The following is a 22,943-nucleotide window of genomic DNA, read 5'->3' as shown; positions in this document are numbered from 1 at the left end:
GAGGCGCGTGCCGGGTCACGATTGCACCTCCACGACGTACTGGCATTGCAGTTTCACTTCGAGCTGCGTTGCCGCGATGGCTTGTCTTGAAATGGTCACGCGTTCGCAGCGCACGCCGGGTACGCGCCGCAATTCCCCCAGGAAGCTGCGCATCTGCAAGTACGTGCATACGAAAGTGGTTTCCAGTAAATAGCGTTTGATGGTCTTGACGTCCTTCGTCTCAACCGCCTGGTACGAGATCTGCGGGATCGACAGCGCAGCGTTTTCCGCCGCCGAATGGAATCCGTGCAGGAATTCGAAGAAGCGGCGGTCGGCGCTGACCTCCGTCGGCGCCTCGTCGGCCGATGGCGCGGGAGGGTCCTGCAGCTTCGCGATGCGTGCGTCGAGCGCTGTGCGGCGCGCGGCAATGTCACGGCTCAACGGCCAGATCTCCAGCAGCGTCAGCAGCAGCACGGCCAGCACCAGCACCGCGGCCAGCGTGCCGAACATGCCCAGGCGCCACCGCGCGCGCTGCAGTTCCCACATCCACCGTGTCATTTTTTGCCTCCGGATGCGTTGTCGGAATGCAGCGGCCGATTGGCGGCAACGCCGCCGAACGGGCGCCACGTAATCTGCAACGTGGTTTCGACCGCTTTCACCGCGCCGTCGGGCTTTTCCAACTGCCGTCTCACCGCGACGCTTTCCGTGCCGGGCTCACGTTCCAGCCAGTCCGCAAAGGACAGCGCCTCTTGCGCGGTTCGCGTTTCCATCACCAGGTCGATCTGGCGCGACGCGGTGATGATGTCGAGCGACAGAAACGCCATGCCGGGATTCCAGCCGCGCTCGACCAGATCACGCGCGGGCTCCGCCGCAAAGCGCTGCATCGCCATCAGCGCCGACGCCGTATCGCTGGCGCCCTTGCGATGCGCGTTGCTGATCGCCGCGAATCTGGCTTCGTTGCGCGCGACGTCGGATTCGCGCGCGTCGAGCTCCGCGCCCTGCTCCTTCATGTCGCCCATGCTCTGCACGGCAACGATCAGCAGTGCCACGGCGAGCAGCACCGCGAGCAGTCCTGCCGAGCGCTTCGGCTGGTTGGGGCGATTGGCGTCCAGTCGCTCGATTTTCATGCCGCGATATCCCAGGGCGCCTGCAACCATTCGGTGCCGTGCGTGCCCGACACCATGTTCCACCCGGCCTGCGACGCGATCACGTACACGCGCTCGGGATGCGATGTCGCGCACAGCACGCTGGCGTCGCGCATCACGTCGGCGAACGGTCCCAGCACCGGCAGCGCGGTAAAGCCGGTCCAGCTGCCCTCCTGACGAAAGCCGATATGCGCGACCGCCACGTCGGCGGCCACCGGCTCGAGTTCCACCACGGCGATCGCGCCATCGCGCACACGGCTGGCCTGCGTGGAAAGGCCGAGCATGAATGCCGGTTCGATCGCGGTCAGTTGCATGCCGCGCGATTTGCACAGGCGCGCCACGCCGCCGCACAAGGCTTCCGGCACGGCTGCAGCGAGGCGGCTTTGCCCCCACGAGCCGTCCGGCACCACGAAGCGCCACGCTTCCACACCGCTCAGGCCCGCCTGCATGAACTGACGCCGCGCCAGCGTGACCCAGTCGCCGGGACGCGGCAGCGCCTGCCAGGGCAATACCAGGTAGCGTGCGAACGGTGCGCCAAGCACTACGCACAAGCCATGCATTCCACGCACGCGGGGCCGGGCGACCACGGCTTCCATCGCCGTGAGCGCGGCCGGCACGTCGGCCACGTTCGGCAGTTCGAGGCGATGCAGCACCTTGCCAGACGGCCCCAACAGCGCGGCGTGATGGCCGTCGACCCAGAGCGTCGACTGGCTCCAGAACGGCACGCCCGAGCGCGGCGCGCTGGCAACGGTGCGATGCGCCGCGCCCGCGCGCGGCACACGCGACGGCCCTGCCAGACGCTGCCGTACCTGATCCCACCACTTCACCAATGCATGCGCCATGATTACTCCACGATGGTGACGCGGTTGACTTCGGCAAGCGTGGTGCGGCCGTCGGCAACGGCCCGCAGCGCGACATGCCGCAGCGGAATGAAGCCGCTCTCGCGGGCCACCTGCTTGAGTTCGACGATCGGGCGACGCTCGAGGAAACACTGCTTGATGCGGTCGTTCAGACGCAGCACCTCGGCAATCGGCTGGCGTCCCAGATAGCCGGTGTGGCGGCACGCGTCGCACCCGGCGCCGCGGCGGAAGTGCCAGCCGGCAACCGCATCGCGTGTCAGCGCCGAGATCCGCAGCATGGAATCGTCGGGCGCCACGTCGTCACAGATGCAATGCGGACAGTTCTTGCGCATCAGTCGCTGCGCGACCGCGCCAAGCAGTGCGTCGACAAAGCTGTGCATGTCGACGCCCATGTGCAGGAACCGGTCCAGCACCGAGAAGACGTTGTTGGCATGCACCGAGGTGAGCACGAGGTGGCCGGTCAGCGCGGCTTGCACTGCAATGCCGGCGGTTTCGCCGTCGCGGATCTCGCCGACCAGGATCTTGTCCGGGTCGTGCCGCAGGATCGAACGCAACCCGCGCGCGAAGGTAAGGCCTTTCTTGTCGTTGATCGGAATCTGCAGCACGCCGTTCAGCTCGTACTCCACCGGGTCTTCGATGGTGATGATCTTTTCCTCGCCGGTATTGATTTCGGTAAGCGTGGCGTACAGCGTGGTGGATTTGCCCGAGCCGGTCGGGCCGGTCACCAGGATCAGGCCATAGGGTTCATGCGCGACGGCGCGGATCGCCTCGACGATGTCGGGCTCGTGACCGATCGAATCGAGCCGCAATTCTCCGGCACCCTGTTCGCCGCGCTGCTTGTCAAGGACGCGCAGCACGGCGTCCTCTCCATGGATCGACGGCATGATCGACACGCGAAAATCGATCTCGCGCCGATTGATGAACGCCTTGAAACGGCCGTCCTGCGGCACGCGCCTTTCGCCGATATCGAGCTCGGCCATCACCTTCATGCGCGACAGCACCTGCTCGGCCATATCCAGCCCGGACGCCGTGGCGGTGGTCTGCAGCACCCCGTCGATGCGGTACTTGATGATCAGGCCAGTGGCAGTGCTTTCGATATGGATGTCCGAGGCGCGCGCCTTGAGCGCGTCATAGAGCGACGAATTGACCAGCCGGATCACCGGATTGACGTCGCTCGCCAGCGTCGCCAGCGTGATCTCGATGCCGGTGTCGGCCACCGCGGCCTGCCCCTCGCCGACATTGACGGGATTGAGCGCCTGCTGGCTGCCTTCATGGACGGCCATGTACGCGGAAAGATCTGACGGCACGCAGCATGCGAAGGCGAACACACGCTTGATGCGCTGCATCGCCCAGACGCGCACGTTGCCGTCGAACGGATCGGCCAGCACCAGCAGCAGGCGCGCGTTTTCGTCGCGCATCAGCACGCAGTGGCGTGACACCGCCTCCGCATACGGCAACAGGTCGAACTGGGGCGCAAGCTGCGCCAGTGTGTGCGCATCGATGCCGCGCAGGCCGATCATCGCGGTCACGCGCCGCAGATACTCGCGGGCGTCCTCGCCCGCTTCGTCCCATATCCTGGCCTGCATCGGCCGGTTGTCGACCGGCTCGGCGGCTTCGGCCTGCACTGCGTCTTCCGTATTCACGATGGTCACCCCACACTGCCAGCCAGTTGAAAGATCGGCATGTAGAGCAGGAAAATCACCGTGCCGACAATGCCGCCAACCACCAACATCAACACCGGTTCCACTACGCGCATCAACGTATCGATCGCGCGATCCAGTTCTTCGTCGCAAAATTCGGCGGAGCGCGTGATCATGGCCGCCACCTCGCCGCTCTGCTCGCCCACGCGAATCAGTCGTTCGGCGACCGGCGTGGTCAGATCGGCGGCCCGTAGCGAATTCGACAGCGCCTTGCCGCCGCGGATGTCCGTCAATGCGCGCAACAGCGCGTCCTGCATGGCGCGCGGCAGCAATTGCGCCGATATCTCGATGGACGCCACCACCGACATGCCGCCGGCCAGCAGCAGGCCGAGCGTGCGATAAAAGCGCGTCAGCGCAAACAGACGCTGGTAAGTGGCCAGCGCGGGAAAGCGCATCAGCCCGCCGATCAACCATGCACGCACCCGCGCGTTCTTCAATGCCATGACGATCGCCGCAATGCTTGCCACCATGCCGGCCAGCAGCATCGTGCCGTGCCGTTCCACGAGTTCTCCCCACCAGAGCATCACCTGGGCGGAGAACGGAATGTTCTTCATCGATGCAAACACCTGGCTGAACTTCGGGATCACGTAGAACGCCAGGAACAGAATGATCAATGCCCCCGTGGCAATGACGATCGACGGGTACACCATCGACGACACCACCTTCTTTCTCACCGTCGCCATGCGGGCGTCGTAGTGGTGGTAGCGCTTGAGCGCTTCGGCAAGATGTCCGGTCTTCTCGGCCGACGCAACGGTCGCCACGTAAAGCGGCGGAAATTCGTCGGGCAGCCGCTCCAGCGCCTTCGACAGCGGCTGTCCTTCATATAGCGCGCTCACGATGCGCTGGAACACCGTGCGGTTGATGCCCTCCTTGCTTTTGTCGCGCAGCGTCTCGATCGTTTCCACCAGGCTTAGCCCGGCTTCCAGCAGCGCGATCAGTTCCTGCGTGAACAGCGAGCGTTCGAATACCTGCTTGCGCAGGCGGATGCGCAGCGCATGCTTGACCGGCGTGGCCTCGACGATCTGCAGGCCCATCTCGGCGACGATGGTGCGCAAGTGGTCCTCGTCGTCCGCGACAACTTCCACCTGCTGCTCTCCCCCTTCGCCATCGACCCTCACGCGATATCGCACCACCATGGCTCCCGAGGTCATTGCGCAACGACATCCTGGTCTTCGCCCGTGCCGCCGGGCTTGCCGTCGGCGCCCAGGGTCCGCAGGTCATAGTCCTTGCCGTTTTCGCCCGGCACGCGGTACACGTACGGCCTGCCCCACGGGTCCGGCGGGATTTCGTTGGTCATGTAGGGACCATCCCATCCCGGCGCGTTCCCTTCGTTGACCATCAACGCCTTGAGACCGGCCTCGGCGCTCGGGTACTTGCCCGTGTCGAGCCGATACCGGTCCAGTGCGCTCGAAATGCTCTTCATCTGCGAGGCCGCCGTCTTGGTACGGGCCTTGCCCACTTCACCGAACAGCTTGGGGCCCACATAGCCCGCCAGCAGCGCGATGATCAACAGCACCACCAGCAGCTCCAGCAACGTGAAGCCGCCCCGATGCAGCGGGTAAGACATGAACCTGCCTGACATGCCGTGACGCCCTGGCGCCCTGGTGTTGCGTGCTGACATAGCGGCCTCGCATGAAGAGTCGTGACGGACTACTTGCGCATTTCACCCATGACGTTGATCAGCTCACCATCGGCGGTGTCGCCGTCCAGTTCCCAGCCGAATACGCCCCGCAGGTTGTTCTGCCGTGCGTAGTCCACCTTGGCGCGCACCGTGGTGGGCGTGTCGTAGGACCAGAAATTGGTGCCGTCATATTTCCAGGACTGCTTGGTGACCGGATGCTCGCGTACCGTGCCCGGCCGGCTCTTGAGCACCTTGTAGTCCTCGATGCCCGCCTCGTACGTGCCCAGCGCCGGTTTCGCCGCGCTCTGGTAGAGCCCGTCGCCGTTCGGTCCCGGTGGCACGCCGGTCCAGCCGCGTCCGTAGAACGGAATGCCCACCACGATCTTCGAAGGCGGCACGCCCCTGGCCAGCAGCGTCTTCACGGCAGCGTCCACGTTGTAGGTGCGGCTGTTTTCCGTCTTCGCGTTGGGGCTGTCCGGGTTCAGGTACAGGTTGGACTGGAAGTCCGTCGGACCGGACGGCTCCCAGCCGCCGTGGAAGTCGTAGGACATGATGTTGATCCAGTCGAGCGGCTTGCTGTACTCAGCCGGATCCGTGTTGGCGATCTTGTCGCCGCCCGATCCGATGGCCACCGTCAGTCCGTAGTGCTTGCCGGTCTGCGCACCGTAGGCATCGAGCTGCCTGCGGAATTCCTGCAGCAGCAGCGTGTAGTTGGCCTTGTCGTTCGGCTCTACGACGTTGTACGGCTGGCCACCGCCACCGGGGAATTCCCAGTCGATGTCGATACCGTCGAACACACCGGCCGCCGTGCCTTCACCGCCTGCATTGGCACTCGAGTCGAACGGCAGATTGCCCTTGATGTAGAGGTCGATGCAGGACGCTACCAGCTGCCTGCGCAGTGCGTCGGTCGAGGCGGCCTTGCCGAACCACTTGGACCACGTCCAGCCGCCCAGCGAGATGTACGCCTTCAGGTGCGGATGCTTGGCCTTGAGCTTCTTGAGCTGGTTGAAGTTGCCCTTGAGCGGCCCGACCTTGCCGGTGCGCGGATCATCCCAGGACATGGAGCCCGACCAGCTGTCGCCAACACCGTCCACCGATTCTGCGGCCGTGAAGCCCTTGCCGTAATCCGCGAAGGAGTCCCCGCCCTCGCCTGCATCAGGCGCGTTGGGATCCGCAGCACCGGGTTCCAGCTTGTTGACCATGCCGCATTCATAGCCGCCGTTCTTCTGGTAGATGTTGCCGAACGCATAGTTGATGAACGTGAGCTGCTGCGCGCTGCCCGACCTGTCGACATCCTTGAGCTTGTAGTTGCGCCCATAGATGCCCCACTGCGCGAAATACGCGCCGACTTCCTTGCCGCCCGCCGACGGGCTCGGCGCCGGTGAAGGTGCGGGAGCGGGAGCTGGTGCCGGAGCTGGTGCCGGAGCTGGTGCCGGTGCAGGAGCCGGTGCCGGAGCCGGAGCCGGAGCCGGAGCTGGTGCTGGTGCCGGTGCTGGTGCTGGTGCTGGTGCCGGTGCTGGTGCAGGGGCCGGTGCAGGAGCCGGTGCGGGGGCCGGAGCGGGCGCTGGTGCAGCACCACCGTCGCACGCGCCAATATCCTCCCACACGCCCCATTGGCCGGTGGACGAGGGATCGTCACCCGAGGTCCACCACTTGTTACGGTAGACGCGCCCACTGCGCGCCACCTGCGTGCCGCTCGTGGCATAGACGGTGGCGGACGACCATTCGGGAGGGCATGTGCCAGCCGATGGGCCTGGCGCCGGAGATGGCGATGGCGTGGGACTTGGTGCCGGTGCCGGTGCTGGTGCAGGTGCAGGTGCAGGTGCAGGTGCCGGAGCCGGTGCCGGTGCCGGGGCCGGGGCCGGTGCGGGCGAAGGCGACGCTCCGCCTTCGCAAGCCCCCTTGTCCTCCCACGGTCCCCATTGTTCAGCGCCCGGTGTATTGCCCTTGGTCCACCAATTGTTGCGGTAGTTGTGGCCGTTGTAGCTGACCACGGCGCCCGGCGCTTGATAGGCCATCTCGCTAGACCATTCGACGGCGCAATCGGGCGCAGGGGCGGCAGCCCGCGTGGCGACGTCTCCAGGCAGCCTGACGGTGGAAACCATCGCAGCGGCCGGGCCGGTATCGCGCCACAGTGTTGGCGACGCTGCCGGATTCCATCCGGCTCCCGCTGCCGCCGTATGGCTCTGGATCGCCTGGTAGTTGCGCCCCTGGTAGGTCACCGTCGTGCCTGCCGTGTAGGACGCGCCGTCCTGCCAGTCAGCAGCCGATGCGCAGACTGCGTATGCCGCCAGTACGATGGCTGTCGCCGCGAAAAGTCGGCCTCTTCGATAATATCGCATGAATTCACCTCGTGTTTTCTATTACGCGAAAGCCTGATTCCTTGATAATTACAGGAACAAACTTTTCAATTTGGCGCCAACACATTTGAGCCGGCGCTATACAAGTAGGCCAGATAACAAAGTGAGGCAAGCTAATTATTTCCGCCGCACGGGGCATTTGAAGCTGTCAGAAACGGATGCCTCAATCCGCCGGAAACCAAGCATCATGGCCGTTTTCCAACGAAATTAAATATTTAACCGCGCAGTCACGCACGGCCCACACGGTGATTTATTTATTAAAAATCTGACTGCGATATTGACGGCGCTTTTCAAATAGTTGAAGGCGCATCGTAAAAACATGCATGATCGCCAGATCGAATATCCGGGCCAATCCATATTAAATTCATACCCGTAATGACCGCGTCGATCAGCGAACAAATACTGCAAGGAGGAAACAGCGTGCGACCACCGATTTCCCTGAATGCCATTGCCGGCGTCACTGCCGGCTGCGTGCTGTCGGTGCTGGCCTCGCCTGCAGCGGCCGCACCATGCCCGACAGCGTGGAGCGCGTCGGCCACCTACCCCACGCCAGGGAACCTGGTGGGCTACAACGGGCGCGTCTATCAGAACAAGTGGTGGACGAAGAACAACGTGCCGGGCACCGAACAATGGGGTCCGTGGGAGGACAAGGGCGAGTGCGCCAGCGTCCCAACGCCGGCGCCTACGCCTACGCCTACGCCATCGCCATCGCCATCGCCATCGCCATCGCCATCGCCATCGCCAGCACCGACGCCAGCGCCTTCGCCTTCGCCCACGCCAGCACCGGCGCCTACACCGGCCCCCGCACCCGCACCCGCACCAGCGCCAGCGCCTTCACCGGCCGCCGGCAAGCCGGGCTGCTATCCGTCCTGGAACCGGACCACGATCTACACGGAGAACAACGTCGCCTCGTACCAGGCGAAGAACTACCGCGCCAAGTGGTGGACGCAAGGCAGTTCGAACAACACGACGCCGCTCGATGGCGGCCCGTGGGAGGCTAGCGGCGACTGCGATCCGCAGAAGGCGCCCGAGCCGATGCCGACGCCCGCACCGACACCCACGCCTACCCCGCCGCCGCCGACCGTGCCGGCGCCCACGCGCGCCGAGGCGGAAGCGGTGGAAAAGACGCTGACCAATACGCCGCAGCTCGAAGCCATCAAGGAATCGATCCGCACCGCCAGCAACGCCGTGGTGGAAGCCACGAGCGCAGGCGCGTCGTCGAATCCGCCCAACGTCAAGCGCGTGGAAAAGATCGTCACCGAGGAGAAATGGAATTTCCTGTTCCCGCGGCGCGATCCGGCCTACACCTATCGCGCTTTCCTGCAGGCCATCGCCAAGTTCCCGGCGGTGTGCGCCGACTACACTGACGGCCGCAACGCCGATGCGATCTGCCGCAAGACGCTGGCCACGATGTTCGCCCACTTCGCGCAGGAAACTGGCGAGCACGACATCCATTCCGACATCCCGGAATTCCGGCAGGCGTTGCACTGGGTGCGCGAGATGGGCTGCAGCGAGACGGGTGCCGGATGCGGCTATAACGCCGAATGCAAACCCGACATCTGGCAGGGCCAGCTTTACGCCTGCGGCAAGAACGCCGACGGATCGTTCAAGAAGTATTACGGGCGCGGCGCCAAGCAGCTTTCGTACAACTACAACTACGGCAGCTTCTCGCAGGTGATGTACGGCGACACCTCAGTGCTGCTCAACGATCCGGACCGCGTGGCCACCAGTTGGCTGAACCTGGCCTCGGCCGTGTTCTTCTTCATGTATCCGCAGCCGCCCAAGCCGTCGATGCAGAGCGTGCTCGATGGCAGCTGGCAACCGAATTCGGTCGACAAGCAAAGCAAGCTGGTGCCCGGGTTCGGCGTGACAACCATGATCATCAACGGCGGCGTGGAATGCGGCGGCTCATCGGAAATCGCGCAATCGCAAAATCGGATCAAGTACTACAAGGCGTTCGCCCAGGAGCTTGGCGTGACGGTGCCGCCGGACGAAGTACTGGGGTGCGCGGGCATGAAGCAGTTCTCCGATCGCGGCAGCGCGGCGGTGGACACCACCTGGGTGAAGGACTGGCACGAGGGCAAGGAATATCGCTGCATGCTGGTCAACTATCAGGAGAAGTTCAGCGCGCTGATCCCCGGCGATTACGTCAAGTGCGTGGAGACCGAATGGAACGTGAAACTGAAATAGCGCCGCAAGGCGGACTGGTTTGATGGGGTGGGTAGCATGGCGCCGGCCCGGGGTGGAATCACTGGACATGGCCTGCCCCGGGCCACCAGCGCCACCGGCTTGCCGCCGGTGTCAAAAAAATACCCGCAGCCGGGAGGGAGCGGGTAGATAAAGTGGTATGGACAAGTCGCGGAAATTGCCCACGGATCGATGCTGGCATCCGGGTGCTACGCCGCCAATAATCTTTCCGGACTACTCGCGAAACCGTAGGGCGGGCAGGCATGGACAAGCGGGCGGGAATCCAGTCCAATCCTGACCTATGCCGCCCCCCGCACATTGCCCGCCTCCCATGTCTGCCCGCGCCAGATTGCTGCTGATCGACGACCACACCCTGTTCCGCACCGGACTCAAGCTGCTGCTGGCCGACAGCCCCAGCGTCGGATCGATCCTCGAGGCCGGGTCGGTGATGCAGGCCACGCACGAGCACGGCCAGCAAACGGTCGATATCGTGCTGCTCGATATCCAGATGCCCGGGCTCAATGGCATCGAAGGCATCAAGGTATTGCGCCGCCACTTTCCCACCGCGCGCATCGTGATCGTGTCGGGCACTTCGGGCATCGACGGCATTGCGCCCGACGCGCGGCGCGAGATCGCCGGTTTTCTTTCCAAATCCGCCGATGCGCGCGAGATCGAGCAGGCGATAGCCAGTTGTCTGGCCGGCGGCACGCACTTTGCCGCGGAGCCGGCCGCCCCATTGCGCGCCGACGCCTATCAGCCCAGCCACCTCACGCCGCGCCAGCTCGAAGTGCTAGGCCAGCTCAACCTGGGACGCTCCAACAAGGTGATCGCTTATCACCTTGGCCTGTCCGAGAACACCGTGCGCGTGCATGTGGCGGCGATTCTCGACCATCTTGGCGTGGTCAGCCGCGTCGAGGCCATTCTCGAAGCGCAGCGCCGCGGGTTGGTGCAGGCGCAGCGCTGAGTGCAGCCGATCATGGCGCTGCCACCGCTCGCTGGCCGCTTCCTGCACGGACTGGCTGCGCTGCTGCCGCGCTACGACGAACCGCGCCTGCTGTCCGCGCAGATGGAGCTGATCGACCAAAGTTTCGGCATGGCGATGCTCGGCTGTTCGCTCGCGGCGATCATCCTCGGCGCGGGGCTGGCGTTGACCGGCGGTCATCCTGGCGCGCTGCCGTGGGCCGCGGCGATGGCCGTGCTGTGCGCGCTGGCGCATATCGGCAGACTCGCGGTGTTCGATCGCCTGACCGAGGCGCGCTGCGGCGCCTATGCGCGCACCATGACTGCCGTGCTGGTGCTGATCGGCAGCCTGTGGGGGTTGGCGGGCTGGCTGTATCTGGACATCCGTTCGCCTGCGGAGGTGATCTGCGTGCTGTCGCTGATCGCCGGGATGAGCGCCGCCGCGCTGGCGGTGTTCTCGGCCTGCCTGCCTGTCGCGGTGGGCTTCTTCCTTCCGGCCATCCTGCCGGTGTGGGCCGTGTTCCTGCTCACGCGCGACGTCGCCTATCTGCCGATGTTCCTGGGCACCCCGCTTTATCTGTTCGTGCTGATCGTGTTTGCGCGCAACTATGCGCGCGTGGCGCGGCATTCGATCGCGTTGCGATTCGAAAACGTCGAGCTGATCTCGCAGTTGCGCGATCAAACCGCGCGCGCGGGCCGCGCCCAGCGCGAGGCCGAGGAAGCCAACCGTGCGAAATCGGTCTTCCTGGCGTCGGCCAGCCATGACCTGCGCCAGCCGCTGCACGCGCTGGGGCTGTTTCTGGTGTCGCTGGGCCGCACGCCGCTGGATGCGCACCAGCGCCAGTTGCTGGACCACATCGAGGCGTCGTCCGATGCGGCGCGTGAAATGCTTAACACGCTGCTCGATTTTTCCAAGCTCGAAGCCGGCGTGGTGACATCGCGCCCGCGGCCGTTCCGGCTGCAGCCGTTGCTGCACAAGCTGGAAAACGAATTCGCGCCGCAGGCCAACGCGCGTGGACTGGTCTATCGCACGCGCGACACCACGGCCACGCTGTATGCCGATCCGACGCTGGTCGAGCTGATTCTGCGCAACCTGATTGCCAACGCGATCCGCTACACCACCTCGGGCGGCGTGCTGGTGGCATGCCGGCGCTGGCGGATGCAGGCGCGCGTGGAAGTCTGGGATACCGGCATCGGCATCCCCGCCGCACAGCACCAGGCGATCTTTCGCGAATTCCACCAGCTCGGCAATCCCGAACGCGACCAGCGCAAGGGCCTGGGCCTGGGGCTGGCCATCGTCGATGGGCTGGCGCGCACGATGCAGACGCAGGTGACGCTGGCTTCCGTGCCCGAGCGCGGCTCGGTGTTCCGGCTGCGCCTGCCGCTGGCGTGGCAGCAGCCCGAAGAGATCGCGCAGGCTGGCACGCCGATCCGCATGGACGGCTGGCGCGTCTTGGTGATCGACGACGATGCGGCGATCCGCGAAGCGATGGCCGAGCTTTTGGCGGTGTGGAATTGCGTATGCCGCGTGGCCGAGTCCGAGGATGATGCGCTGGCGATGCTGGACCACGGCTTCACGCCAGACCTGATCCTGGCCGACTATCGGCTGCGCGGGCACCGCACCGGCCATGCGGCGATCGAGGCGATCCGCCGGCGCCTGGGGCAGCCGGTGCCCGCCATCGTCATCACCGGCGACACCGCCGCAGACCGCCTGCGTCATGCCCATGCCGCTGGCACCGCGCTGCTGCACAAGCCGGTCGTCCCGGCCGACCTGCGCGCCGCGATCAGCCATCTGATGCGCAACAGCGAATGGCACGCCGCCGAACAATAAGGCCAACCGCTATTCATGCAGAAATTGTATGAATGGATCATTCCTATTAATTGGACTTAGGTAGACACCGCCACCACACTGCAAGACAAAGCGAGCCAATCCTGCACGGCCAACACGCACGTCTTTCAGACCCAGGCGAGGAGCCTTCCCATGTCCGCATCCCCATCAGACTTGCCGAAGCACGATCTGCTGATCGACGGCCAGCGCGTGCCGCCCGGCACCGGCGCCTATACCACCGACATCAATCCGGCGACCGAAGCGCCGCTCGCGCTGGTAGCGCAGGGCAGCGAGGCCGACGTGGATACCGCGGTGCGCGCGGCGCGCGCCGCGCTCAAGGGCTGGGCCGGAATGCGCGCGGCCGATCGCGCGCGCATCCTGAACCGCTTTGCGGATCTGCTGGAGGATCACGCGGAAGAGCTGGTGACGCTGGAAAGCCAGGATGCCGGCAAGCCGCTGGCCGCCGTGCGCCGGCAGGACTTGCCAGCCGTGATCGACACGGTGCGCTACTACGCCGGCTGGTGCGACAAGATCCACGGCAGCGTGATTCCCGCCCGTCCCGATGCGCTGACCTATACGGTGCGCGAGCCGGTGGGCGTGGTCGGCGCCATCGTGCCGTGGAATTTCCCGTTGATGATCGGCATGTGGAAGATCGCGCCGGCGCTGGCCTGCGGCTGCACGCTGATCGTCAAGCCCGCCGAGATCACGCCGCTGTCGGCGCTGCGCGTGGCCGAGCTGGCATTGCAGGCTGGCGTGCCGCCCGGCGTATTCAATGTGGTGACCGGCAAGGGGAGCGTGGTGGGCAACGCCATCGTCGCGCATCCGGGCATCGACAAGGTCACCTTCACCGGATCGCCCGGCGTGGGGCGCGGCATCATGCAAGGCGCCGCGGCCAATTTCAAACGGGTGACGCTGGAGCTGGGCGGCAAATCGGCCAACGTGATCTTTGCCGATGCAAATATCGACGCCGCCACGCGCGCGGCGGCGTCAGGCATCTTCTTCAATGCGGGACAGGTGTGCTCGGCCGGATCGCGCATCCTTGCGCAACGGCAGGTGTACGACGAAGTCGTGGAGCGCCTGGCGGCGCGCGCCCGCGCGATTCGCGTGGGCGACCCGGCGGCCCCGGACACCACCATGGGTCCGCTCGTATCGGCCGCGCAAATGAAGACCGTGCTCGACTATGTCGATATCGGCAACAAGGAAGGCGCCAGCGCCGTGACGGGCGGCAAGCGCATCGGCGAGCGCGGCTTCTTCGTGGAGCCCACGGTGTTCGCCAACGTCGAACACGAGATGCGGATTTCGCAGGAAGAGATCTTCGGACCGGTGGCCAGCGTGATTCCGTTCGACGACGAGGCCGATGCGGTGCGCATTGCCAACGGCACCGCATTCAGCCTGGCGGCCGGTGTGTGGAGCGCGGACATCGCGCGCGTGCACAAGGTGGCCGGTGAATTGCGCGCCGGCACCGTGTGGATCAACACCTATGGCTATACCGATGTGCGCCTGCCGTGGGGCGGCGCGGGAGATTCGGGCCTGGGCCGCGAGCACGGCGACGCCGCGATCGAGAACTTCACAGAGCCGAAGGCGATCTGGCTGTCGCTGCGCTGACGCGGCGCGCGACAGCGCACGCAACCGCTCGCGTATCGCGCGCGAGCGGATTTTTTGCGCGCCGCGCGGATGGCGCGCGGCTCAGCCGATCATGCGCATCGGCAGCAGCGCATAGATCAGCGCCAGCGCGCCGACCACGGCGGGCGACACGTATTTCAGCGCAAGGCTTTGCGACTGCACGCCCAGGTATGCGTACATGCACACCAATATCATTGCGCAACCGAAAACGAGGCCGTCATAGACTTGCATGGATGTCTCCCAGAGTGCGTTCTTCGACTACTTCTGTGATGACGGGCGGACTGGTTTGGGGCGCCCGAGGTACTGCCCACTGCAATCTATTGCGGCGATGGTCGCGCCATCAACGGGACGCGACAATCATGGTAATCCCTTCGTTTTCAGCGGCTGCTTCAATGCTGCGTTGCGATATCGCCGTCGCGGCGGCACCGCCGCGCGCGAACGGTCGTGTCAAGGAGAGTTTTGCCCGATGCGATCAGCGCTGCCCGAAATGCGCATCGCGAAACAGGTGTTCGAGCCCGCGCGGCTGCGAGCGCCAGTACTGCTTCGGCGCATCGACCTGTGCGCCGAGCTTGGCGGCGGCGTGCCAGGGCCAGCGCGGGTCGTACAGCATCGCACGCGCAATCGAAATCACGTCGGCCTCGTTGTTGCTGATGATGGCCTCGGCCTGCTCGGCTTCGGTGATCAGCCCGACCGCCAGCGTCGGCAGCCCCACTTCGGCCTTGACGCGCTGCGCGTAAGGCACCTGGTAACCGGGACCGATCTTGATGGCCTGCTGCGGCGAGACGCCACCCGTGCTGACATGCACGGCGGCGCAACCGCGCGCCTTCAATGCATGCGACAACGCGAGCGTGCCGTCGATGTCCCAGCCGTTGGGCACCCAGTCAGTGGCCGACACGCGCATCCACACCGGCCGCTCCGCGGGAAACGCCTCGCGCACCGCATCGAACACTTCGAGCGGAAAACGCATGCGGTTTTCCAGGCTGCCGCCGTATTCGTCGGTGCGATGATTGGCAATCGGCGAAAGAAATTGATGAAGCAGATAGCCGTGCGCGCCATGCACTTCGATGCCTTCGATACCGAGACGCGCCGCACGCCTGGCCGCCGCGGCAAAGTCATCGCGAATCTTCTTCATACCCGCCTTGTCCAGCGCGATGGGCGGGGCTTCGCCAGGTGCATGTGGCACGTCGGACGGCGCCACGGTTTGCCAACCGGACGGCTGGTCGGGACGAATCTGCGCGCCGCCTTCCCACGGCGCCTGGCTCGATGCCTTGCGTCCCGCATGCCCGAGCTGCATCGCCACGGCGATCGGCGAATACCTGCGCACCGCATCGAGCACGCGCCCCAGCGCGGCTTCGTTGGCGTCGTTGTACAGCCCGAGGTCGGCGGCCGTGATGCGCCCTTCCGGCGATACGGCCGTCGCTTCGATGATCAGCAGGCCAGCGCCGGACAGCGCCATATGGCCCAGATGGATCATGTGCCAATCGGTAGCCGAGCCCTCTTGCGCCGAGTACTGGCACATCGGCGCGATGGCGATGCGATTGGCTAGCTCGAGGTTGCCGATCCGGTATGGATCGAAGAGATGAGGCATGGGGATATTCCTTCTGTCGCTTGTGGGGTTTCAATGACCCGCACCGCCCGCTGGGCGCCGCGGCGGCCGGCCGAATATGGGTCAGTCGATTGTAGTCGCGGCTGGCAAACCGCGCTGACCCTGCCCCTGGTGTGGAATATCCCGCCGATGGCGCGCGGCGATGCGCGCCAGGCGCTCAGAATTTCGGAATCCGCAGCGTCTTTGAAATCATCAGCGAGCCGCTCAGCACGAACAGCAGCGCCAGCGGATGCAATATCGCGGGGCCAATCTCGAGTACACCGCCGGGCAGTGCATCGCCAATGCGCCCATGCGACGCGCACCATGCCAGCACGCCGGTCAGCACGACACTGGTGGGAATCGGCGTGCCCTCGAAATACTTGACCTTGCCGGACGCGGAATCGCCAGCCAGGCTTTCTGCCGTGACGTTGAAGCGCGCCAGGCGGCTCACGCCGCAGCAGACGAAATAGATCAGCGCGGCCAGATCCCAGCCGCCGCGCATGCCGGCCGCGAAGGCCAGCGTGGCCGGTCCGACGCCGAACGAGATGATGTCGGACAGCGAATCGAGTTCGCGTCCCAGTGCGGAATGCTGGTGACGCCAGCGCGCGATACGCCCGTCCAGCACATCGAAGATGAATGCGGCGGGCGCCAGTGCCGCGGCAATGTAGAAAAGCTTGAGCGAAGGGTCCGCCACGAAGTACATCGCGTAGAACACCGAACCCATGCCGCACGCCGCATTGGCCAGCGTGAAGAAATCCGCCAGTTGCAGATCGCGCAGCATCGAGAAATGGCGGGGGCGCGGGTGGGGCGTGGACATGCCTCAGGCTCCTTGTGCCTGGGCGCCCGCAGCGGGGCGCCCGCGTTAATCAAAGCACCGTGTTGACGTGATGCACGGCCGGCGCGGCAGCAAAGCAGTCGCTGACCAGCTTGCGCCATTCCTGGAATTCATCCGATTCACGGAAGTGAACCATATGGTCTTCCACGGTTTCCCAGGCCACCACCAGCGTGTACTGCGACGGCTGTTCGATCGAGCGCTGCAGGTTCACCCCGTGACAGCCGCGCGAACGCAGGAACAGCGGCTTGGCCTGGGTCACGCCAGCCTCGAACTGCGCCTCCATGCCGGGCTTGATCGTGATCTGTGCAATTTCGTGAATCATGATGGGTCTCTATGGCGGTTGATATCGGTGCCTGTCTGACAAAGCGGCGCACCACCGTGCGCGCCGCGACGCGTTCTACCTTAGCAGATTTGACCAGCTCGGAAATGCGGGGACTAGTTCACCTTGTGCCGCGCCAGGCTTTGCACGAGGTACAGCACCACCAGCGCGTTGGCGATCGCCAACCCGATATGGATGGCGGTGGGATGCCGCACGGCTTCGTACAGTTCCACCGGAATATAGATGCCACCCGACCACACGCCGAGCCAGTTGCCCCACGCGCGGCCCCGCCATAGGCCATACGCTTCGGCAAAGCGCATCAGCGCATAGACCGCGGCCGACCCGCCGATCGCCCACAGGCGGCCGTCGGAAGGATGCGCGAACAGCGCCAGGAATACCTTCGGATAGTGGCTAGCCGGATTCAGGTGAAAGCGCCCGACGATGGCTTCGGCAAACGCCTGCGCATCGCTGTGCAGCAGTGCCATCAAACCGAGCCCGGCAAGAATCACGAGCACGCCCTTGGCGGCTTCGAACAGGGCAATACTCTTGAGGCCCAGTGGCGAACTGGCATGAGCCATGGCGGAATCGAAGAACTCGAGGTAGTCGACGAAGCCGCCATTGTGCTACATCAGCGTGCCTGGCGCTCCACCATCGGGCCGCTTGCGTCGATGCCGCCGGCCGCTTCGAGCGGGCCGTTGACAGTCAATGGCCCCTCGACATGCAGATCGCCGTGCACCACCATCGATCCTTGCACGGTCAGCGGGCCGTGAAACACCTTGAGCAGCGAGCGTTCGGGCGGCGGCGGATAACCGCGCCCCGGCGTGCCAAACCATGCCGCGGTAATCGGGCCATTGGCATAGACGTGGCCACCGACGCTCAGCGCACCATTCACGGTCAACGGTCCGTTCACGCGTGTGGAGCCGCCCACGGCGATCGAGCCGACGGTACTTGGCTGCGCCACCGAAGTTGGGGGCAACACGGCGCCGAGGACGGCGAGCAAGGTCGCCGCAACGCCCATCGCGGATCTCGTGCGCATGTCAGCCCCCCAAAATGAAACTGGCGCGATGCATCCAGTGTAGGTCTCTGGAAGCAACGCGCCAGGGGAGTTTGGCGGCTCGCCGTGCAGGCGCGTGAGCGACGCGCCTGCGTGAGGGGGACGTCAGTTCTTTGCCACGTTCTCCGGCAGCGGACCCCAGCCGCCGCCCAGGCTGCGCACCAGCGAGACGGTAGCCGCCGCACGCAGCCCGGCCACCGCATTGGCGTCGCGCTGCGATTGCAGCACCGTGCGGTCGGCGTCGATCACGGTCAGGTAATCGACCGCGCCGGCGTCGTAGCGGCTGCGCGAGATGCGCTGGGCGCGTCGGGCGCCGGCCAGCGCACTGTCGAGCGCCGCGCCCTGCTGGCTGAGCCAGCGCACATCGGCCAGGCTGTCCTCGACTTCGCGGAACGCCACCAGCACGGTCTGCTGGTAGCGCGCCACGGTTTCCTCGTGCGCGGCGCGCGCGCCTGCCAGGTTCGAGCTGTTGCGCCCACCGTCGAACACGGTCTGCGCAATCGTGGTGCCAACCAGCGGCCCCAGCATCCACGTGCGCGAAGACCACTTGAACAGGTTCGACAGGTCCGCCGATTCAAAGCCGAACAGCGCCGTCAGCGAAATGCGCGGGAAGAACGCCGCCTTGGCCACGCCAATGCGCGCATTGGCAGCGGCCATCTGGCGCTCGGCCGCGGCGATATCGGGGCGACGCTCCAGCAGTTCGGACGGCAGCCCGGCCGGCACCGCCACCGGCGCGGTGTCGAACGGCCTGGCCGCCAGCGTGAACTGCGACGGCGCCACGCCGGTGAGTACCGCCAGCGCATGTTCCTGATTGGCGCGACGCCGCTCGATGCCCGCCAGATCGGCGCGCGCGGTGCCGAGCTCCGCTTCGGCACGGGCCGGATCGAGATCGGTGGTCTCGCCCGCGTCGTAGCGCTTGCGCAGCAGCGACAGCGCGTCCTCGCGCAGCTTGATCGTGGCGTTGAGCAGTTCGCGGTCGCTATCGAGCGTGCGCAGCGCGAAATACGCCTGTGCGGTGTCCGCCTGCAGCGCAAGCTGCACCGAGCGATACAGGTCCTCGGCGCCCTTCTCTTCGGCGCGCGCCGCGTTGACGTTGCTGGCCACGCGCCCGAACAGGTCGAGCTCGTAGCTGGCAAACGCGCGCGCCTTCAGCACGGTCTGCGCCGGCACGCGCGAGCCGTCGGGCAGGCCCTGCGATGCGGCCGAAGGCTGGGTGCGCGTCGGGTCCAGGCCCACGCTCAGTTGCGGATAGAGGTCGGCCTCGGTGGCGCCGGTGAACGCGCGCGCCTGCTTCAGCCGCGCCGCGGCGGCGGCGAGGTCCTGGTTATGCGCGTTGGCCGCTTCGATCAGGCGGTCCAGATCGGCATCGCCGAACACCTTCCACCAGTCGCCGCGATGCTGGCCCTCGGCCGGCGTGGCGGTCTTCCATTGCGCGCCCTCGGCAGCGGCGGCGTCGGCTTCCTTGAAGGTCGATGCGGTGGGCGTGTCGGGCACCTTGTAGGTCGGCGCCAGCGAGCAGCCCGCCAGCACCAGCGCGGCAGCCAACGTTGCAAGCCTGGGCAGATATTGCTTCATCACGTTGTTATTCATGTCTTTCACCATCATTCTGCGGACGGCACGGCGTGCGTGGTCGATGCGTCGCCGGACAACACCTCGCGGCGCTGCTTGCGCGTGGCCAGCAGGCGCAGCGCGACGTAGAACACCGGCGTCAGGAACAGGCCGAAGAACGTCACGCCCAGCATCCCGGCAAACACCGCCACGCCCATCGCATGACGCATCTCGGCGCCGGCGCCCGTGGACACCACCAGCGGCACCACACCCATGATGAACGCGAACGACGTCATCAGGATCGGGCGCAGACGCAGGCGGCTGGCTTCGATCGCGGCCTGCACCACGGTGCGCCCGTGATGTTCCAGCTCGCGCGCAAATTCCACGATCAGGATCGCGTTCTTCGCGGACAACCCGACCAGCACGATGAAGCCGATCTGCGTGAAGATGTTGTTGTCGCCGCGCGTCAGCCACACGCCGGTCATCGCGGCCAGCAGGCTCAGCGGCACGATCAGGATCACGGCCAGCGGCAGCGTCAGGCTCTCGTACTGGGCGGCCAGCACCAGGAACACCAGCAGCACGCACAGCGGGAAGATCCACACACCCGCATTACCGGCCAGGATGTCCTGATAGGTCAGCTCGGTCCATTCGAAGCCGATGCCCTTGGGCAGCGTCTCGGCAGCGATCCGTTCGGCAGCGGCCTGCGCCTGTCCCGACGAGAAGCCGGGCGCCGGGCCGCCGTTCATGTCCGCGGCGGTAAAGCCGTTGTAGCGGATCACGCTGTCCGGACCGAAGCTTTGCTTGACCCGCACCAGCGACGACAGCGGCACCATTTCGCCACTGGCGCTGCGCGCCTTCAGCTGCAGGATGTCTTCCGCGTGCTGACGGAACTGCGCATCGGCCTGCACCTTCACCTGATACGTACGGCCGAACTTGTTGAAGTCGTTCACATAGGCCGAGCCGAGGTACGTCTGCAGCGTCTCGAACACGTCGGTCACCGGCACGCCAAGCTGCTTGGCCTTGGTGCGATCGAGCTGCACGTCGAGCTGCGGCACGTTGACCTGGTAGTTGCTGAAGATGCCAGCCAGTTCGGGCGTGGCGCGCGCCTTGGTCATGAATGCGTTGGTCGCATCGAACAGCGCGTCGTAGCCCAGTGCGGCACGGTCCTCGATCATCATCTTGAACCCGCCGATGGTGCCCAGGCCCTGGACAGGCGGCGGCGGGAACACGGCGATGAACGCGTCCTGGATCGACGCATACTGCTTGTTCAGGTCCGCGGCGATCGCATTGCCCGACAGCTCCTTGCTCTTGCGCTCGTCGAACGGCTTGAGCGTGGCGAACACGATGCCGGCGCTCGGGCTGTTGGTGAAACCGTTGATCGACAGGCCCGGGAACGCCACGGCCGATTCCACGCCCGGATGCTTGAGGGCGATCTCGGACATGCGGCGGATCACGTCCTCGGTGCGGTCCAGCGTGGCACCGTCAGGCAGCTTGGCAAAGCTCACCAGGTACTGCTTGTCCTGCGCCGGCACAAAGCCCTTGGGCACCATCTGGAACACGCCCCAGGTGGCCACCAGCATCACAGCGTAGACGCCGAACACCGAGCCCTTGCGACGGATCACGCCCGTCACGCCACGGCCATAGCTTTCGGAGCTGCGGCCGAAGAAACGGTTGAAACGCGCGAAAAACTTGCCGAACACGCGATCCATGCCGCGCGTGAGCCAGTCCTTCGGTGCATCGTGGCCCTTGAGCAGCAGCGCGGACAGTGCCGGCGACAGCGTCAGCGAGTTGAACGCCGAGATGATCGTCGAGATCGAGATGGTCAGCGCAAACTGCTTGTAGAACTGGCCGGTCAGGCCCGTCATGAACGCCAGCGGCACGAACACGGCGATCAGCGTCAGCGCGATAGCGATGATCGGACCGCTCACTTCGCGCATCGCCTTGTAGGTGGCTTCCTTCGGCGAGAGCCCTTCCTCGATGTTGCGCTCGACGTTTTCGACCACCACGATCGCGTCGTCCACCACGATACCGATTGCCAGCACCAGCCCGAACAGGCTCAGCGCATTGATCGAGAAGCCGAACGCATGCATCAGGCCGAACGTGCCGACGATCGACACCGGCACGGCCAGCAGCGGGATGATCGACGCGCGCCAGGTCTGCAGGAACAGGATCACCACCAGCACCACCAGCGCGATGGCCTCGAACAGCGTATGCGTCACCGCCTCGATGCTGTGGCGCACGAACTGCGTCGGGTCATAGACGATGCTGTAGTCCACGCCTTCGGGCATGTTCTGCTTGAGCTCGGCCATGGTCTTGCGCACGTCGTCCGAGATCTGGATCGCGTTTGAACCCGGCGCCTGGAAAATCGGCAGCGCCACGGCGGACTTGTTGTCCAGCAGCGAACGCAGTGCGTATTCCGATGCGCCCAGCTCGATGCGCGCGATGTCCTTCAGGTACGTCACCACGCCATCGGGCGAAGTCTTGACGATGATGTCGCCAAACTCCTCGACGCTCTGCAGGCGGCCCTGCGCATTGACCGACAGTTGCAGGTCGGTGCCCGGCAGCGACGGCGACTGGCCGATCACGCCGGCCGCCACCTGAACGTTCTGCTCGCGGATTGCCCGCACCACGTCGGAGGCCGCCAGCTGGCGTTCGGCGATCTTGTCCGGATTGAGCCACACGCGCATCGAGTAATCGCCCGAGCCGAACATCTGCACCTGGCCCACGCCCTGGATACGCGCGAGGCGATCCTTCACGTTGATCAGCGCATAGTTGCGCAGATACGTCATGTCATAGCGATTGTTCGGCGAGACCAGGTGGACCACCATGGTCAGGTCCGGCGAGCTCTTGACCGTGGTGATGCCCAGGCGGCGCACGTCTTCGGGCAGGCGCGGCTCGGCCTGCGAGACGCGGTTCTGCACCAGCTGCTGCGCCTTGTCAGGGTCCGTGCCCAGCTTGAAGGTCACCGTCAGCGTCAGCGTGCCGTCGCTGTTGGCCTGCGAGTTCATGTACAGCATGTCCTCGACGCCGTTGATCTGCTCCTCCAGCGGCGTGGCCACGGTCTCGGCGATCACCTTCGGGTTGGCGCCCGGAAACTGCGCGCGCACCACCACCGACGGCGGTACCACTTCCGGGTACTCCGAGATCGGTAACTTGAACATCGAGATGGCGCCGATCAGGAAGATCAGCACCGACAGCACGCCCGCGAAAATGGGGCGATCGATAAAGAATTTCGAGAGATTCATCTTGGTCTCGGCGAAAGCGCTCCCCCTGGCGGTCCGCCGAAGCGGACGCCATAGGCAAATGCAGGGGGAAGGATGGCTGTTCTGTCTGTGAGGG

Annotated in this window: 18 protein-coding genes; 4 read left to right on the top strand and 14 right to left on the bottom strand. The window is 65.4% G+C overall.

Going from position 1 to position 22,943, the window contains the following annotated elements; all coding sequences use genetic code 11:
- Positions 1-15: 15 nt before the first annotated feature.
- The 7 genes from AC1RKI_RS14565 to AC1RKI_RS14535 form a co-directional block, all read right to left on the bottom strand.
- Positions 16-537, bottom strand: coding sequence for a hypothetical protein (locus AC1RKI_RS14565; protein WP_061959198.1), 522 nt, complete (start codon positions 535-537; stop codon positions 16-18).
- Complete coding sequence (locus AC1RKI_RS14560) at positions 534-1,106, bottom strand: hypothetical protein (RefSeq protein ID WP_061959197.1); 573 nt, start codon at positions 1,104-1,106, stop codon at positions 534-536. The genes AC1RKI_RS14565 and AC1RKI_RS14560 overlap by 4 nt, the downstream gene beginning before the upstream one ends.
- Entirely contained in the window at positions 1,103-1,966 is an 864-nt protein-coding gene (locus AC1RKI_RS14555; protein WP_492795861.1) for a hypothetical protein, read from the bottom strand. Before AC1RKI_RS14555 ends, AC1RKI_RS14560 begins: the two co-directional genes overlap by 4 nt.
- 2 nt (positions 1,967-1,968) lie before the next feature.
- On the bottom strand, positions 1,969-3,570 hold the full coding sequence (locus tag AC1RKI_RS14550; RefSeq protein WP_222156749.1) for a GspE/PulE family protein: 1,602 nt from the start codon (positions 3,568-3,570) through the stop codon (positions 1,969-1,971).
- 62 nt (positions 3,571-3,632) lie between these two features.
- Positions 3,633-4,835 carry a type II secretion system F family protein gene (locus tag AC1RKI_RS14545; RefSeq protein WP_223506182.1) on the bottom strand — a complete coding sequence of 401 codons (1,203 nt, stop codon included), beginning with the start codon at positions 4,833-4,835 and terminating at the stop codon, positions 3,633-3,635.
- Entirely contained in the window at positions 4,832-5,251 is a 420-nt protein-coding gene (gspG, locus tag AC1RKI_RS14540) for a type II secretion system major pseudopilin GspG (protein WP_157779685.1), read from the bottom strand. Before gspG ends, AC1RKI_RS14545 begins: the two co-directional genes overlap by 4 nt.
- An 83-nt stretch (positions 5,252-5,334) precedes the next feature.
- Positions 5,335-7,647 carry a glycosyl hydrolase family 18 protein gene (locus AC1RKI_RS14535; protein WP_492795859.1) on the bottom strand — a complete coding sequence of 771 codons (2,313 nt, stop codon included), beginning with the start codon at positions 7,645-7,647 and terminating at the stop codon, positions 5,335-5,337.
- Positions 7,648-8,085: 438 nt separating this feature from the next.
- Between AC1RKI_RS14535 and AC1RKI_RS14530 the strand changes: the two genes are divergently transcribed.
- The 4 genes from AC1RKI_RS14530 (at position 8,086) to AC1RKI_RS14515 (ending at position 14,245) form a co-directional block, all read left to right on the top strand.
- Positions 8,086-9,855, top strand: coding sequence for a glycoside hydrolase family 19 protein (locus tag AC1RKI_RS14530; RefSeq protein WP_492795858.1), 1,770 nt, complete (start codon positions 8,086-8,088; stop codon positions 9,853-9,855).
- Between the two features lie 328 nt (positions 9,856-10,183).
- On the top strand, positions 10,184-10,816 hold the full coding sequence (locus tag AC1RKI_RS14525) for a response regulator (RefSeq protein WP_492795856.1): 633 nt from the start codon (positions 10,184-10,186) through the stop codon (positions 10,814-10,816).
- Between the two features lie 12 nt (positions 10,817-10,828).
- Positions 10,829-12,643, top strand: coding sequence for an ATP-binding response regulator (locus tag AC1RKI_RS14520; RefSeq protein WP_490714186.1), 1,815 nt, complete (start codon positions 10,829-10,831; stop codon positions 12,641-12,643).
- Positions 12,644-12,793: 150 nt separating this feature from the next.
- On the top strand, positions 12,794-14,245 hold the full coding sequence (locus tag AC1RKI_RS14515) for an aldehyde dehydrogenase family protein (RefSeq protein ID WP_061957035.1): 1,452 nt from the start codon (positions 12,794-12,796) through the stop codon (positions 14,243-14,245).
- Between the two features lie 490 nt (positions 14,246-14,735).
- Here AC1RKI_RS14515 and AC1RKI_RS14510 read toward each other — a convergent pair whose 3' ends face one another.
- From AC1RKI_RS14510 to AC1RKI_RS14480, 7 genes are all read right to left on the bottom strand, one after another.
- The gene (locus AC1RKI_RS14510; RefSeq protein ID WP_244788069.1) at positions 14,736-15,851 is read right to left on the bottom strand and encodes an NADH:flavin oxidoreductase/NADH oxidase; all 1,116 of its coding nucleotides are present in this window, start codon (positions 15,849-15,851) and stop codon (positions 14,736-14,738) included.
- A gap of 175 nt (positions 15,852-16,026) precedes the next feature.
- Positions 16,027-16,665, bottom strand: coding sequence for a CDP-alcohol phosphatidyltransferase family protein (locus AC1RKI_RS14505; RefSeq protein ID WP_061957037.1), 639 nt, complete (start codon positions 16,663-16,665; stop codon positions 16,027-16,029).
- A 49-nt stretch (positions 16,666-16,714) separates the two neighbouring features.
- The gene (locus AC1RKI_RS14500; RefSeq protein WP_061957038.1) at positions 16,715-17,005 is read right to left on the bottom strand and encodes an antibiotic biosynthesis monooxygenase family protein; all 291 of its coding nucleotides are present in this window, start codon (positions 17,003-17,005) and stop codon (positions 16,715-16,717) included.
- 113 nt (positions 17,006-17,118) lie between these two features.
- Positions 17,119-17,580 carry a DUF2127 domain-containing protein gene (locus AC1RKI_RS14495; RefSeq protein WP_244788071.1) on the bottom strand — a complete coding sequence of 154 codons (462 nt, stop codon included), beginning with the start codon at positions 17,578-17,580 and terminating at the stop codon, positions 17,119-17,121.
- Positions 17,581-17,630: 50 nt separating this feature from the next.
- Positions 17,631-18,038, bottom strand: coding sequence for a hypothetical protein (locus tag AC1RKI_RS14490; RefSeq protein WP_227460885.1), 408 nt, complete (start codon positions 18,036-18,038; stop codon positions 17,631-17,633).
- 123 nt (positions 18,039-18,161) lie between these two features.
- Complete coding sequence (locus AC1RKI_RS14485) at positions 18,162-19,646, bottom strand: efflux transporter outer membrane subunit (RefSeq protein WP_251164590.1); 1,485 nt, start codon at positions 19,644-19,646, stop codon at positions 18,162-18,164.
- 11 nt (positions 19,647-19,657) lie between these two features.
- A complete protein-coding gene (locus AC1RKI_RS14480; protein WP_061957041.1) occupies positions 19,658-22,849 on the bottom strand; it encodes an efflux RND transporter permease subunit in 3,192 nt (1,063 codons plus the stop codon).
- Positions 22,850-22,943 lie beyond the last annotated feature (94 nt).

The sequence above is a fragment of the Cupriavidus sp. GW822-FHT06G04 genome (assembly GCF_058799075.1).
This window is presented reverse-complemented; position numbering and strand designations above follow the sequence as displayed.

What these genes read in the sequence shown, in the direction of transcription:
- AC1RKI_RS14565 (WP_061959198.1), bottom strand. Translation starts at nt 537, where the DNA reads ATGACACGGTGGATGTGGGAACTGCAGCGCGCGCGGTGGCGCCTGGGC.
- AC1RKI_RS14560 (WP_061959197.1), bottom strand. Translation starts at nt 1,106, where the DNA reads ATGAAAATCGAGCGACTGGACGCCAATCGCCCCAACCAGCCGAAGCGC.
- AC1RKI_RS14555 (WP_492795861.1), bottom strand. Translation starts at nt 1,966, where the DNA reads ATGGCGCATGCATTGGTGAAGTGGTGGGATCAGGTACGGCAGCGTCTG.
- AC1RKI_RS14550 (WP_222156749.1), bottom strand. Translation starts at nt 3,570, where the DNA reads ATGCAGGCCAGGATATGGGACGAAGCGGGCGAGGACGCCCGCGAGTAT.
- AC1RKI_RS14545 (WP_223506182.1), bottom strand. Translation starts at nt 4,835, where the DNA reads ATGACCTCGGGAGCCATGGTGGTGCGATATCGCGTGAGGGTCGATGGC.
- gspG (WP_157779685.1), bottom strand. Translation starts at nt 5,251, where the DNA reads ATGTCTTACCCGCTGCATCGGGGCGGCTTCACGTTGCTGGAGCTGCTG.
- AC1RKI_RS14535 (WP_492795859.1), bottom strand. Translation starts at nt 7,647, where the DNA reads ATGCGATATTATCGAAGAGGCCGACTTTTCGCGGCGACAGCCATCGTA.
- AC1RKI_RS14525 (WP_492795856.1), top strand. Translation starts at nt 10,184, where the DNA reads ATGTCTGCCCGCGCCAGATTGCTGCTGATCGACGACCACACCCTGTTC.
- AC1RKI_RS14520 (WP_490714186.1), top strand. Translation starts at nt 10,829, where the DNA reads ATGGCGCTGCCACCGCTCGCTGGCCGCTTCCTGCACGGACTGGCTGCG.
- AC1RKI_RS14515 (WP_061957035.1), top strand. Translation starts at nt 12,794, where the DNA reads ATGTCCGCATCCCCATCAGACTTGCCGAAGCACGATCTGCTGATCGAC.
- AC1RKI_RS14510 (WP_244788069.1), bottom strand. Translation starts at nt 15,851, where the DNA reads ATGCCTCATCTCTTCGATCCATACCGGATCGGCAACCTCGAGCTAGCC.
- AC1RKI_RS14505 (WP_061957037.1), bottom strand. Translation starts at nt 16,665, where the DNA reads ATGTCCACGCCCCACCCGCGCCCCCGCCATTTCTCGATGCTGCGCGAT.
- AC1RKI_RS14500 (WP_061957038.1), bottom strand. Translation starts at nt 17,005, where the DNA reads ATGATTCACGAAATTGCACAGATCACGATCAAGCCCGGCATGGAGGCG.
- AC1RKI_RS14495 (WP_244788071.1), bottom strand. Translation starts at nt 17,580, where the DNA reads ATGGCTCATGCCAGTTCGCCACTGGGCCTCAAGAGTATTGCCCTGTTC.
- AC1RKI_RS14490 (WP_227460885.1), bottom strand. Translation starts at nt 18,038, where the DNA reads ATGCGCACGAGATCCGCGATGGGCGTTGCGGCGACCTTGCTCGCCGTC.
- AC1RKI_RS14485 (WP_251164590.1), bottom strand. Translation starts at nt 19,646, where the DNA reads ATGAATAACAACGTGATGAAGCAATATCTGCCCAGGCTTGCAACGTTG.
- AC1RKI_RS14480 (WP_061957041.1), bottom strand. Translation starts at nt 22,849, where the DNA reads ATGAATCTCTCGAAATTCTTTATCGATCGCCCCATTTTCGCGGGCGTG.